Below are 12,043 nucleotides of genomic sequence, written 5' to 3'. Positions count from 1 at the left end.
CGGAAGAGCTGGTTGCCAAGAAGGGAGAAGCGCGGTTGGGCTGCGCCCAGGCCGTACGGGGAACGAACCGAGGCCCTTCCTGTGCTTGGCAGCCCATCTGAGAGCGTGCGTGCGGCGAGGTGTGGCCGTCAGTTGGGGCTTTCCTTGCGTACGGCCAGGTCTGCCAGGCGGTGCAGGGTTTCTTTGTTGCGGGGGGCCAGGAAGAGGGCCTGGGCGGCTGTTGGGAGGACTGAGAGGGGGCCCTTTTTGACTTCCTCGTGCATGGTCACCTGAGTTGCGCCGGCTTCTTCCGCCAGCTCGAAGCGGACGCGGGCCGCGCCGAAGGGCCACAGGCCGGCTTCCAGTTCCAACGACCGGTTCGGTTCGCAGGAGATCACCCGGGTCACGTCCTGGACCAGGGCCGGCCACGTGCCGATGCTGTGGTGGATGCGCGTGCCGGGCGCGGGCCAGCCGGTGTCCACCTCTCGGATGTGGGCCGCGCCCACCACCCAGCTCGCGTACGACCAGCCGTCCGACAGCACGGCGAACACGCGGTCCGCCGGGGCCGGTACCCGCAGGTTCACCTCGACCATGTCGTGCGGGTTCCCCGCCCGCCGGCCGGGAAACTACTTCGCTCGGGTGCCCTTGAGCTTGACCAGGTCCGATTCGAACAGGTTCGCGATGACGGCCAGGCCGCCGGGTGCCTTCGGGTCGGGCTTGGCGATGTAGGACCGGGTGCTCGACGGGCGGCCGACCAGCGAGAACCGCAGCGGGCCGGTCAGGCTGTTCGTGTCCACCGAGTTGGTGTCCTGGAACGCCCGCAGCACGCCGTCGCGGCTCAGGTCACCCGCCGCGCACGCCTTCTCCAGCACGGCCGCGAACGCGATGCCGATGGCGTACCCGTGGTCCACCGAACCGGTCGGCTTCTCGCCCGGGAACTTGCGTTCGAACTTCTCCGCCACCTCGCGCGGGCCGGGCAGGTCGGACGCGTAGGGCGCGATCGGGGAGACCACCTGCACGCGCTCGACCACGGCCTCCGCCACCGGCGAGTCCAGGATCAGCGGGTCGTAGCCCACGGCGTTGACCAGGAACGGGGCGTCCCAGTTCAACTTGTCGGCGGTGCCCACGGCGGACGCGGTCTGCGGGGGCGAGGTGCTCAGGAAGACCGCCTTCGCGCCGGCCGCCTTCAGCTCCTGCACCGGGGCGATGACGTCCGCGGCCGACTCCGCGACCGTGCGGGTCACCAGGTTCAGGCCCCACTGCTGGGCGGCGAACCGGCTGCCCTCCAGGCTGTTGCGGCCGTAGTCGCTGTCCACGTGGATGTGGCCGATGGTGTCGCCGTCCTTGATGACGCCCTGGCGCTTGAGGTGGTCCAGGCCGTTGATGACGTCCAGGTCGTAGGTCGTGCCGACGATCATCATGTGCGGGTTGCCGAGCAGGGTCGCCGACCACGACGCGGGGGCGACGATCGCTCGCGTCTGCATCAGGTCGGGGGCGATCGCGGCGGTCATCTGGGCGCCCGCCACGTCGATGAAGCCGAGCACCTGCGGCTCCAGCTCGAAATAGCCCTCCAACGCCCGGTCGACGTTGTAGCCGTGGTCCTTCTGCTTCAATTCCACCTTGCGACCGCACACGCCGCCGCGTTCGTTCAGCTCGCTCAGGAACAGCTCGTAGCCCTTGATCCGGATCAGGGCCGACTGCGAGAACGGGCCGGTCATGTCGGTGAGCACGCCGAGGGCGATCGTGTCCGCCGTGACGCCTGGACCCGCCTTGACCTGGGGTTTCCCGTCGTCGGCCGCGCAGCCGGCGAGGGCCAGGGTGGCGGCCAGGATGATCACGAGGTTGCGCACGAATGTCTCCCACATATCCGCTACCGACCAGTAGGAGTATTCGGTGCACCCACCCGGATCACCTAATCTTGTGACCAGTCCCACGTTCGTGAACTTCCGCCGGGATGATCCGTAACGCGCGCGGGACCATCCGTTCGGAATGGATTCCGACACGTTTTCCAGCGGGTTTTGGGCCGAACGGAGCAGTGCGGCGGGGCTGGGCGACCGTGAACGATCCGGGTTCTAATACAGGGATCGGTCGATCTCCCTGGAGCCCGCACATGACCCCTCCGCGCACCAGTTCCCCCGTCCTGGTCGGCCGGGGCGACGAGCTGGCCGCGCTGCTGCGGGCGGTCGCGGGGCAGCCGTCCGTCGCACTGGTCGTGGGCGAGGCGGGGGTCGGCAAGAGCCGCCTGGTGCGCGAGTTGTTGCGCCGGCCGGAGGTGGCGCCGTTGCGCGTGCTGACCGGGTTCTGCCAACCGCTGCGCGAGCCGTTCCCGTACGGGGCGGTGCTGGACGCGTTGCGCACGCTGCACGTGCGGGGTCCGCTGAGCCCGGTGACCGGCGTGCTGCGGCCGTTGCTGCCCGAGCTGGCCGACCGGCTGCCGGAACCGCCGCGGCGGCCGGAGGACCCGCGCCACGAGCGGCACCACCTGTTCCGCGCGGTGCGCGAGCTGCTGTCGGCCGCCGGGCCCGTGCTGCTGGTGGTGGAGGACCTGCACTGGGCCGACGACGGGTGCCGCCACCTGCTGCGCTTCCTGATGTCCGACCCGCCGCCGAACCTGACCGTGGTGGTCACCTACCGCCGCGAGGACGCGCCGGGCGGGATGGCGCTGGGCACCGCCTACCGGCCGCCGGCGGGCGTGACCGGGGTCGTGGTGGAGCTGACGCCGCTGGACCGCGCGCAGGTCGGGGACCTGACGGCGGCGATCCTGGGCGTGGACGCGGTGTCCGCCGAGTTCGCCGCCCGGCTGCACGAGCGCACGGCCGGCATCCCGTTCGTGGTGGAGGAGATGCTGCGCGCCCTGCCGGAGGCGGACTGGCGGCTGCTGGACGACGTCGAGGTGCCCGCGCTGCTGCGCGACGCGATGGCCGAGCGGTTGGACCGGCTGCCCACCACGGGCCGCCGCATCGCGCACGCCGCCGCCGTGCTGGGCGTGCCGGCGTCGGAGGACCTGCTGGCGCGGGTCGGCGCGGTGGAGCCGGAACGGGCGCGGACCGCGTTGACCCACGCCCTGCACAGCGGCGTGCTGCACGAGAACGGCGAGATGCGGTACGGGTTCCGGCACGCCCTCGCCCAACAGGCCGTCTACGACACGCTCACCGGCCCGGAACGGCAGCGGTTGCACCTGCGGGCGTTGGCGGCGTTGGAGGACGTGGTTCCCCGCCCGGTCATGCAGCTGGCCGAGCACAGCCGGCGCGCGGGCCGCCCGGCGGACTGGCTGCGCAACGGCGAGGCCGCCGCCGACCGGGCGCTGGAGGTGGGCGACCCGTCCACCGCGACCCACCTGTACCGGCGGCTGCTGGACGAGGCGACCCTGCAACCGTCCGATGTGGACAGGTTGGCGGTGAAGCTGGGCCAGGTGGCCCGGGGCGGCATCGACCAGCACGACCCGCGCACCACCCTGGAACGGCTGCTGGACGACCGGCGGCTCTCCCGCGAGGCGCGCGGCGAGGTCCGGCTGAACCTCGGTTTCCTGCTGATCCGGCAGTTCGAGAGCGTGGTGCAGGCCCGGCTGCAGATCGAGCTGGCCGTGGAGGAGCTGCGCGACCGGCCGGACCTGGCCATGCGCGGCCGGGCCGTGCTGGGCCAGCCGTTCATCGGCGCGACGCCGTTGGCCGAGCACCTGCGCTGGATGCGGGTGGTCGACTCGTTCATCGAGGGGTGCGACGACCCGGCGGTGCGGTACTCGCTGCTGGCCAACGAGCTGGGCTCGCGGTTGTCGATCGGCGACCGCAGCGTGCTGCGCGAGCTGGACCGGCTGCCCGCGAGCGCCGACGACGTCGAGACCCGCCGCCACCTGGCCCGCGCGAACTGCAACGTGGCCGACGCGTGCATGCTGGTCGGCCACTTCGACCTGGCGCGTGACTTCCTGGACAAGGGGCTGCGGCTGACCGTGGGCGCGGGCGTGCCGTTCACCGCGAGCACCGGGCAGTCCACCCAGATCCACCTCGACTGGTACTCCGGCAACTGGGGTTCGCTGGTGCCCCGGGCCGGGCGGCTGCTGGAGGAGTACCGCGAGCTGCTGCCGGTGGCCAGCGAGATCTCCCTGGTGCTGGGTTGCCTCGCGGTGGCGCGCGGCGACTGGGACGACGCCGAGCGGCACCTGGCGGAGAGCGGTGTCCGGTCGGTGGAGAACTCGATCACGCCGGTGGCGTTGAGCGGGTTCGCGGCGCTGACCCGGCTGTGGCTGGAGCGCGGCGACCCGGCGCGGGCCTGCGCGGAGGCGGACCGGGGACTGGACCTGTTGCGGCGCAAGGGGGTCTGGGCGTGGGCCGGGGAGCTGGCGCCCTCGGCGGTGGACGCCTACCGCGCCGCCGGACGGGTGGAGGACGCGGCCAAGCTCGTGGCGGAGCTGTCGGCCGGGATCGCCGACCTGGACGCGCCGCTGGCCGTCGTGGCGTTGAAGGTGTGCCGGGCGCTGCTGGCGCTCGCGCGCGAGGAGGAGGCCGTGTTCGCGCTGCAGGAGGCGCGGCGGGCGGCCGACGAGCTGGGCCTGGCGTACTACTCGGCGGTGCTGTCCGAGCGGATCGCGTTGTGCGGCTTGGCCGGCGGTCCGGAGTCGGCGGTGGCCGCGCTGGGCGAGGTGGCCGACCGGTTCGACGCGCTGGGCGCGAGCCGGGACGCGGCCCGCTGCCGGCACCTGGTGCGCGGCGCGGGCGTGGCGACGCCGTCGCGGCGCGGGCGGCGCGGCTACGGCAACGCCCTGTCCCCGCGCGAGCAGGACGTGGCCCGGCTGCTGGCCCAGGGGCACACCAACCGGGAGATCGCCGAGGTGCTGTTCCTGTCCCCGCGCACGGTCGAGCAGCACGTGGCGCGGGTGCTGCGCAAGCTCGGCGTCACCTCGCGCACCGAGCTGGTGACCTGAGGACGAAGAGGGCCCGCGGGTCCACGCCGCAGGCCCTCCGCTGTGTCCAGTCGGCCGATCAGGTCACAGGTACGAACGCTGTCCCCACGGCATCGCCGCGGCGAGCTGCGCGCGGCGGCCGATGTCGAGCTTGCGGTAGATCCGCGTGATGTGCAGTTCGACCGCGCGGGTGGACACCGAGAAGTGCTCGGCGATCTGCCGGTTGGTCATGCCCTCCAGCATCATCAGCGCGATGCGGTGCTCGTGCGGCGTCAACTGCTCGCGGGACCGGGCCTCCGCGCTCTGCCCGTCCCTGGGTCGCACCATGCCCGGGACCCGTTCGCCCTCCGGCACGCCCATCAGGACGTGCCACTGGCGGATCCGCACCTCCGCGATGGACTGCGAGCGCACGTACGGGTCCCCGCGCACCAGGTCTCGCGCGGCGGACTCGTCGGGCACCTGGCAGATCAACAGGACACCGGAGCCGTCGGCCCACGGTCCCGTACCCACCAGGACGCCCTGCTCGGCGAGCGGTCGCCAGTATTCGCGATGTGCGAGATGAATGGATCTCCGCACCTGGCGCGCATCACGAAATGTCAACTCAACGGCGAAAGCCACTGGACTGATCCCCATTTCATTCCGCGGCCGACTTTCGTGACACACTCAACTGTCCCCATAATTCAGTGTCAAGTGAGACACCTCACACGGGGGATTGTGGAACCCTATGGGACCTATAGCCGCTTTTCGAACCAGTGCTCCGCATAGCGGTCGTCATTGAAGGCCGGCACCTCAGCGTAACCGTGCCGGGTGTAGAGCATCCGGGCTTCGACCAGGTCAGCGCGGGTGTCGAGCCGAATGGAGGATGCGCCAAACGAGACGGCCGCCGCTTCGACCGCTACCAGGAGTGCTCGCCCGCCGCCGAGCCCGCGCGCGTCCGAATGGACGAACAGCCGCTTCAGTTCCGCAATTTTCGGGGTCACCATGCGGAAGCCGGCGCAACCCAGGTCGCGGCCGTCCCGGGAGGCCACGAAGAACATCGAAAGATCGTCGGTGGGGTCGTCCGCGATCGCCTGGTCCACCTCGGTGTCGGTGGCCGGGCGGCCGTAGTAGCGGCCGATGATGTCGGCCAGGTAGGTACGGATCAGGCGTACCGCAGGGGGGCTGTCGGCCGCAACGGGCTGAACGGTCCAAGTCGTCACGCGGCTATTCTCAGCACCCGATGGGCCATTCGGACACCTGGTTTTCGCCATTCCGGACGCGTGTAAAGTCCTCGCCCGTGGCAGCGCAACAGGTCCGCGTCGAGCGGGACGCGGCGGGGGTCGCCGTGCTCACCGTCGACGCTCCCCCGCTGAACCTCTACACCGCGGAGCTCCAGGACCTGCTGGACGCCGCCGTCGGCGACCTGGAGGACCGCCCCGCGCGGGCGCTCCTGGTCCGGTTCGAGGGCAAGGTCGTCAGCGGCGGCGTGGACGTGCGGCTGTTCGCCGCGCAGGAGACCAGGGCGCGCGCCAAGGCCCTGTTCGACCAGATGCTCGACCTCCCCGACCGGGTCGCGGCCCTGCCGTTCCCGACCGTCTTCGCCGCGCACGGCCTGTGCCTGACGTGGGCGTTCGAGGTCGCGGTGGCGTGCGACATCCTGCTGGCCTCGGAACGGGCGTCGTTCGGGCTGGTGGAGAAGGTCATCGGGCTGACCCCGACGATGGGCGGCACGCAGCGCCTGGCCGCCCGCGCGGGCGTGGGCCGGGCCAAGGAGTTCGTGATGACCGGCGACCGGTACGACGCGGCCACCCTGGAGCGGTGGAACGTGGTCAACCGCGTCCTGCCGCACGAGGGCTTCGACGACGCCGCGCTGGCGTTCGCCACGTCCCTGGCCGCCGGACCGACCCTGGCGCACGCGGCCACCAAGCAGGTGCTGGCCTACTACGAACGCGGCGGCGTGGCCGAGGCGAACGAGCACATCACGTCGATCGCGGCCGACCTGTTCGAGACCGAGGACCTGCGCAACGGGGTGGCGTCGTTCCTGGCCGACGGGCCGGGCAAGGCCGTGTTCACCGGTCGCTGATCCGGCGGTACTCCAGCCACCGGTCGCTGACCTGCGCCCAGATGGCCTGGTACCGCGTGAACATCTCCTCGACGTGGGCGCGGTCGACGTCCTCGGGCCTGGTCGCGGCGATGTAGTGGGCGAGGTCGTCGCGCAGCCGGTAGAAGCGGTACTGCGACTCCTCCATCAGCACCCACAGCGACCGCCACGCGAAGAACGGCTCCAGCGCGCTGACCACCGTGGTCAGGGCGACCAGCGAGAACGCCAGGCCGGTCCAGAAGTCCAGGTCCTGCCAGCCCAGGATGATCGTGGCGGTGGCGGACAGCGACAGCAGCGAGACCTTCAACGCGGCCGACCGGCGGCGGAACCGGTCCTTGCGCGACCGGCCGTACTCGGTGGCGGCGTTGATCCGCGCGAGCAGGTCCACCGCGAGTTCCGACGGCGTCAGGCCGGCCCGGACCGGCTGTTCCTTGTCCACGCCCGCACCTTAACGGGGGTCGTAGACCGACGAGCCGTACCAGGCCAGGGCCGAGCGGATCTCCGCCACGTCCCGCTCCCGCCGCTTGCGGTAGCGCTCGTGCGAGATCGGGTAGACCCGCAGGCCGCCCTTGTGGGTGTGGAAGCTGCCGCGGCCCAGCGACTCGGGCGCCTTGGCCGCCCCGACCAGCCACACCACGACCCACGGCCGCGAGTGGTGCGCGTCCACCCGGACGCGGGAGATCGCGTACCAGGGCAGGCGGCGGCTGTGGGTGCCGTTGGACAGCACGATCCCGTCCGGGCCGATGTCGATGCTCAGCGGCGACCGCAGCACCCCGATCAGCAGCCGCACGGCCGCCAGCGCGAACACCACGAACGCCACCAGCGCCGCCGCCCGCACCCCGTTGGGCGCGCCGGAGGTCTCGCTGGCGATGCCCACCGACACCAGCGCGGCGAACGCGTGCGCGGACATCCAGCCCAGCCCCACCGCGCGCGAGGTCCCGAACTTCGACCCGCTCTTCTTCGCCGGCGGCGTGTAGGGCTTGACCGGCCCCACGACCTTCGCCGGACCGGCGGGCCGCGCCTTCGGCGGTTCCTCGACCAGCAGGCGGGTCGGCGGCTTGGCCTCCTGCCCCATGACCCGGGTCGGCGGCTTGGCGGGCAGCTCGCGCAGCTGGGTGTGCCGCTGCTCGACCAGCGTCCGGACCTGCGCCGGCAGCCACGACGGGTCGTTGGACGGCGGTCCGATCAGCTCCAGCAGGTGGGCGGGCGTCGGCCGGTGCGCCGGGTCGCGGACCAGGCAGGGCACGATCAGCGGCGCCAGGCCCGGCGGCACGCGGGACAGGTCCGGGTCCTGGTGCACCACCCGGTAGACCAGCGCGGACGTCGCGCCCTCGCCGAACGGGCCCGCGCCGGTCGCCGCGTAGACCAGCACCGAGCCCAGCGCGAACACGTCGCTCTGCGGGGTGATCTTCGAGCCGACGACCTGCTCGGGCGAGAGGTAGCCGGGCGTGCCGAACACGATCCCGGCCTCGGTCAGCCCGGAGCTCTCCAGGGCGCGGGCGATGCCGAAGTCGATGACGCGCGGCCCGTCGGTCGCGAGCAGCACGTTGGACGGCTTGAGGTCGCGGTGCACCAGGCCCGCGCCGTGGATGGCGACCAGCGCCTCGGCCAGGCCGCCGGCGAGCCTGCGGACCGCGCGCTCGGGCAGCGGCCCGAAGTCGTGGACGGCCTGCTGGAGGGTCGGTCCGGGCACGTACTCGGTGGCCATCCAGGGCCGGTCGGCGTCGGGGTCCGCGCCCACGACGGTGGCCGTCCAGAACCCGCCCACCGCGCGCGCCATCTCGACCTCGCGCCGGAACCGCTCCCGGAACTGGGGGCTGTCGGCGAGCTCGGCCTTGGCGACCTTGACCGCGACCGGCCGACCGCCGCGCGACCGGGCGAGGAACACGGAACCCATCGCCCCGCGGCCCAGGGCGGCGAGCAGCGTGTAGTCGCCGATCCGCTGCGGGGCGTCCGGGGGCAGTGGCTGCACACCACCCACATTAGAGAAGTCCGGGACCGGACCGGTCGGAGTCGGCCCGGTTCAGGCCGTCATCGTTATCCCCGTCACCGTTCCGCGAGGTCGAGCAACTCCCGGGCCCGCGAGTGCCACGAGTGGGTCAGCACCGACCGGCGCAGCGCGGTCGCCGGCTTCAGCCCGCCCCCGGTGAGGGTGTCGCGGACCGCCTCGACGAACGCGGCGTGCGTGCGCACCCCGCGCACGCGGTCGCGGTAGGCCGCCAGCTCGGCGAAGTCCGTGCTGACCACCGGCAGGCCCAGGGCCAGGTACTCCTTGAGCTTGATCGGGTTGGAGTGGCGGATCCAGTCGTTGTCCAGCCACGGCATGATCGCCACGTCGAACGCCGACCCGTAGGCCGGGATCGTGTCGTAGGGGCGGAAGCCCAGCCAGTGGACGTTGGGGTGCTTGTCGTAGCGCTCCATCGGGTGGGTGGCGTCGCCGATGAGCACCAGCGAGGCGTCCGGCAGCTCGACCGCGAGCCGTTCGAGCAGGTCGAAGTCCACCAGGAAGTCGTCCAGCGCGCCGAAGAACCCGATGCGCGGGCCGTCGATGGACCGGATGTCGTCGGGCCACTCGAACTCGGGGCGGGCGGTGAAGTGGTCCACGTCCACCCCGTGGTCCAGGAAGTGGGCCCGGTCGCCGGTCAGCGCGCGCTCCTCGTCCATCAGGACGTGGCTGACGTAGACCACGTGGTCGGCGTTGGTGAGCAGTTGCCGCTCCAGGGCCTGGATGGCCGCGCGGTCGGCTTCGGGGAAGTCGGAGTGCCGGTCGGACCGGTTGAACACCAGGCCGCGGCGGCGCATCGGGGCGACCACGTCCCAGGCGGTCGGGATGGTGACCATGATCACGGGCGTCTTGAGCCGCAGGAACGTCGCCACGAGCCGCACCTGGGCGCGGACCAGGACCGCGTTGACCCGGCGCAGGAACGGTGAGCCGTAGAACGGCAGGGGCAGCGGGGACATCACGTAGAAGTTCGGCAGCGGCTCGCGGACGAACTTCGCGACGCTCTTGAGCTTGCGCAGGATGCGCCGGGTCACGTGCGTGCTGTTGCCCCGGGTCGGCATGCGCATGCCGATGCTGTTGACCACCAGCACCCGCCGCCGTTCGGCCACCGACCGCATGAGCTGGAAGTCCGAGTGCGCCCGGTTGTGGTACCACCAGTCCTGCGCGGAGAAGCAGATCCACCCCGCGCCGTCGTCGTCCCGGGTCGTCGCCGGCCACCGCCGCCACCGCAGCAGGTCCCGCACCGCCCGCCGGTGCTTCGCGCCACGCGGCGCCCGCAACACCTCGTTGAGCAGAACCGCCCACCACATCGCGAACGCGGCCGACCGCCCCCGCCGCTCCCGCGCCATCCGGACCCGGTTGGTCGTCGCCATCGACCACAACCAGGCCGAAGTCGACTGCTCACCGCCGAGGTGAACGGCACCGGCCCGGGGCTCGTACCGCACCGCGAACCCCCGGTCCCCGACCCGGAGCATGTACTCGGTCTCCTCGGAGTACAGGAAGTACCGCTCCTCCAGCCACCCGGTCGCCTCCCGGCACTCCCGGGAGATCAACCACGCGGCCCCGGTGACCCACTCGGCCACCCCGGCCGTGTCGTACCGACGCGGATCGACGACGACCTCACCCAGCGCCTCGACCTTCCCGGCCCGATGCCCACCGAGCACGGCCTCACCGATCGCCCGCAACACAGTGGGCGCACGCCGCAACGACAACTGCGGCTCCCCATCGGCCCCCACCAACCGCGGCGCGGTGATCCCCGTGCCCGGCAGGGCGAGCGCGGCCAGCAACAACTCCACACACCCGGGCTCAAGCCGAACATCCGGGTTCAACACCAGCACGTCGCAGTCGGGCGCAGCCGCGAAGCCGGCGTTCACCCCGGCGGCGAACCCGTCGTTGGTTTCCCGGGCCACCACCTGGGCCTCAGGCGCCACCCGACGAACAACGTCCAAAGTGTCGTCCCCGGAAGCGTTGTCCACAACCACGACACGACTGTCCGGAATGGACTCCAGCGCGACGGCGACCGACCGGAGGCACTCCTCCACGACACCGGCGCTGTGGTAGGTCACGATGACCACGGCAAGCGGCACGGCGTTCACTTCCCCTTGCCCAGACGCGTCTTCACCGCACCCGCCAACAGCCGGAAGGCGAACGGCAGGTCGTCCCGCAGGTACCGCTTGGCCAGCCGACGCGGTTCGAGGGCGAGCCGGTGCAACCACTCGGCCCCCACCTTCTGCACCACCCCGGAAGCCCGCTTGAACTCCCCCGCCGCCATCGGGATCCCGGCCCCGCACCCGAGGTACCACGCCCGGGGAAGCTCGGCCCGCAACATCCGGATCACCCGCTCCTGCTTGGGAAACCCGAGCCCGACCAGCACGAGGTCGGGCTGCGCGGCCACCACCTTGGCCACCGCCGCGGCCGCCAGCTCGGCATCGACGTCGAACCCGAACGGCGGCGAGTCGGTCCCGACGACCTTCAACCCGGCGAACCGCTCACCCAACACCCGAGCGGCCTTCTCCGGCACCCCGGGATTCCCGCCCAGCAGGTAAACCGACCGCCCGGCCCCCGCCGCGGCCTCGGCCAAGGTGAACACCAACGAGGCCCCGGTGACCCGCTCGGGCACCGACACCCCCGCCAACCGCCCGGCCCACACCACCGGCATCCCGTCCGCCACCACCACCTCGGAGGAGGCGACGAGCGCACCCAACGCGGGATCCCGCGTGGCAGCCCGAACGATGTCGACGTTGGCCGTGACGATCGCCCCACCCTCACCCCGCTGCCAACACTGGACGACATGCGCGGCGACGTCGGACTCACGAACAGCCCAAACGTCAACGGCACCCACCCGAACACGGGGAGCCTGCGGGAACGACGACATACCCGCGACATCGACCAGACCACGCCCCCCGTTACCCACCAGGACCGACACCACACCCAAGCCCGCAAACCACCGCCATGGGCACGAAGCGCCACTCTTGGCGCGAAGCGCCGACCGGGCAGTCCACCGGAGAGGACACAACCCAAGCCGGGCTTCTTGCTTGTGTCATCTCCGTATGGCCCGCCCGAAGGGCTACCACAGATTTCCCGG

General features: G+C 71.8%; 10 protein-coding genes. 2 read left to right on the top strand and 8 right to left on the bottom strand.

What is annotated here, in order from left to right; translation table 11 throughout:
- Positions 1 to 128: 128 nt before the first annotated feature.
- Positions 129 to 572, bottom strand: coding sequence for an SRPBCC family protein (locus tag AB0A74_RS41075; protein ID WP_358258417.1), 444 nt, complete (start codon positions 570 to 572; stop codon positions 129 to 131).
- A 33-nt stretch (positions 573 to 605) separates the two neighbouring features.
- Entirely contained in the window at positions 606 to 1,829 is a 1,224-nt protein-coding gene (locus tag AB0A74_RS41070) for an ABC transporter substrate-binding protein (protein ID WP_358258415.1), read from the bottom strand.
- A 260-nt stretch (positions 1,830 to 2,089) separates the two neighbouring features.
- Here AB0A74_RS41070 and AB0A74_RS41065 point away from each other — a divergent pair, with 260 nt between their 5' ends.
- On the top strand, positions 2,090 to 4,897 hold the full coding sequence (locus tag AB0A74_RS41065; protein WP_358258413.1) for an AAA family ATPase: 2,808 nt from the start codon (positions 2,090 to 2,092) through the stop codon (positions 4,895 to 4,897).
- 63 nt (positions 4,898 to 4,960) lie between these two features.
- On the opposite strand, the gene AB0A74_RS41060 is transcribed toward AB0A74_RS41065, so the two are convergent.
- Both AB0A74_RS41060 and AB0A74_RS41055 read right to left on the bottom strand, forming a co-directional pair.
- Positions 4,961 to 5,509, bottom strand: a complete 549-nt coding sequence (locus AB0A74_RS41060; RefSeq protein WP_343931429.1) for a LuxR C-terminal-related transcriptional regulator — start codon at positions 5,507 to 5,509, stop codon at positions 4,961 to 4,963.
- 98 nt (positions 5,510 to 5,607) lie between these two features.
- Entirely contained in the window at positions 5,608 to 6,075 is a 468-nt protein-coding gene (locus AB0A74_RS41055) for a GNAT family N-acetyltransferase (protein WP_358258411.1), read from the bottom strand.
- Between the two features lie 77 nt (positions 6,076 to 6,152).
- Here AB0A74_RS41055 and AB0A74_RS41050 point away from each other — a divergent pair, with 77 nt between their 5' ends.
- A complete protein-coding gene (locus tag AB0A74_RS41050) occupies positions 6,153 to 6,938 on the top strand; it encodes an enoyl-CoA hydratase/isomerase family protein (RefSeq protein ID WP_343931427.1) in 786 nt (261 codons plus the stop codon).
- Here AB0A74_RS41050 and AB0A74_RS41045 read toward each other — a convergent pair.
- The 4 genes from AB0A74_RS41045 to AB0A74_RS41030 form a co-directional block, all read right to left on the bottom strand.
- Positions 6,925 to 7,395 carry an SLATT domain-containing protein gene (locus tag AB0A74_RS41045; RefSeq protein ID WP_358258409.1) on the bottom strand — a complete coding sequence of 157 codons (471 nt, stop codon included), beginning with the start codon at positions 7,393 to 7,395 and terminating at the stop codon, positions 6,925 to 6,927. The genes AB0A74_RS41050 and AB0A74_RS41045 overlap by 14 nt on opposite strands.
- A gap of 9 nt (positions 7,396 to 7,404) precedes the next feature.
- Positions 7,405 to 8,928: a serine/threonine-protein kinase gene (locus AB0A74_RS41040; protein ID WP_358258407.1), complete on the bottom strand. Its 1,524-nt coding sequence runs from the start codon at positions 8,926 to 8,928 to the stop codon at positions 7,405 to 7,407.
- Positions 8,929 to 9,002: 74 nt separating this feature from the next.
- Positions 9,003 to 11,045, bottom strand: a complete 2,043-nt coding sequence (locus AB0A74_RS41035) for a glycosyltransferase (RefSeq protein ID WP_358258405.1) — start codon at positions 11,043 to 11,045, stop codon at positions 9,003 to 9,005.
- Positions 11,046 to 11,050: 5 nt separating this feature from the next.
- Positions 11,051 to 11,662, bottom strand: a complete 612-nt coding sequence (locus tag AB0A74_RS41030) for a WecB/TagA/CpsF family glycosyltransferase (protein ID WP_358258403.1) — start codon at positions 11,660 to 11,662, stop codon at positions 11,051 to 11,053.
- Positions 11,663 to 12,043 lie beyond the last annotated feature (381 nt).

The sequence above is a fragment of the Saccharothrix sp. NPDC042600 genome, from assembly GCF_040647305.1.
GTDB classification, from domain to species: Bacteria; Actinomycetota; Actinomycetes; order Mycobacteriales; family Pseudonocardiaceae; genus Actinosynnema; species Actinosynnema mutabilis.
The sequence above is the reverse complement of the archived record's forward strand: the minus strand, read 5'-3'. Positions and strand labels throughout refer to the sequence as shown.

Coding starts and splice junctions, on each gene's coding strand:
- AB0A74_RS41075 (WP_358258417.1), bottom strand. CDS start 572: ATGGTCGAGGTGAACCTGCGGGTACCGGCCCCGGCGGACCGCGTGTTC.
- AB0A74_RS41065 (WP_358258413.1), top strand. CDS start 2,090: ATGACCCCTCCGCGCACCAGTTCCCCCGTCCTGGTCGGCCGGGGCGAC.
- AB0A74_RS41060 (WP_343931429.1), bottom strand. CDS start 5,509: ATGGGGATCAGTCCAGTGGCTTTCGCCGTTGAGTTGACATTTCGTGAT.